The organism is Myxococcus sp. AB025B (genome assembly GCF_006518215.1).
GTDB lineage: Bacteria > Myxococcota > Myxococcia > Myxococcales > Myxococcaceae > Myxococcus > Myxococcus fulvus.
Window position 1 is genome coordinate 1 of the sequence record NZ_SRLW01000726.1, and the last position, 435, is coordinate 435.

Here is a 435-nt window from a genome sequence, read left to right on the forward strand (position 1 = left end):
CGGAGGTTGCTGCCCCGCCCCGCAGTGCGTTAGTCAGCACCACACCACGCTTTCATAGCCGACCGTGCGGCGGTAGACGCTCATGCCGCGCCACGTGCTGTACTCCATGTACGCGCATGTCAGGACGACGATCCAGTTGGCTGCTGCGGTGGACATATTTCCTCCCATCTCGTCGGTCCGATCGCTTCTTATCGGCACGTTTCCAGTCTATGAGAGGGGGCCCCAAAACCATTGCAAGAGCAATGACGCTTCTTGGTCCCTATTTCGGGACCTCATCTCCGTATAGCATCGCGCGTCGCAAACGCCCGCCGAGCGCGGCTCGCATGCATCTTGGAACGCACAGCATCGGGCTCCGGCTGGTCTTCATTGCTGCATCTGATCTACGCTTGTGACAAGCGCCGCGGCGTGACCCACCCTCCTCATCCACATCCACCT

Annotated in this window: 1 protein-coding gene; it reads right to left on the reverse strand. The window is 60.5% G+C overall.

Annotated features, from left to right (window positions below):
• Window positions 1-33 precede the first annotated feature (33 nt).
• The gene (locus tag FL311_RS46050; protein WP_009239746.1) at window positions 34-156 is read right to left on the reverse strand and encodes a hypothetical protein; all 123 of its coding nucleotides are present in this window, start codon (window positions 154-156) and stop codon (window positions 34-36) included.
• Between the last annotated feature and the right edge of the window lie 279 nt (window positions 157-435).

Excerpts from the sequence above, each read along its gene's own strand:
- FL311_RS46050 (WP_009239746.1), bottom strand. The coding sequence starts at position 156 with ATGTCCACCGCAGCAGCCAACTGGATCGTCGTCCTGACATGCGCGTAC.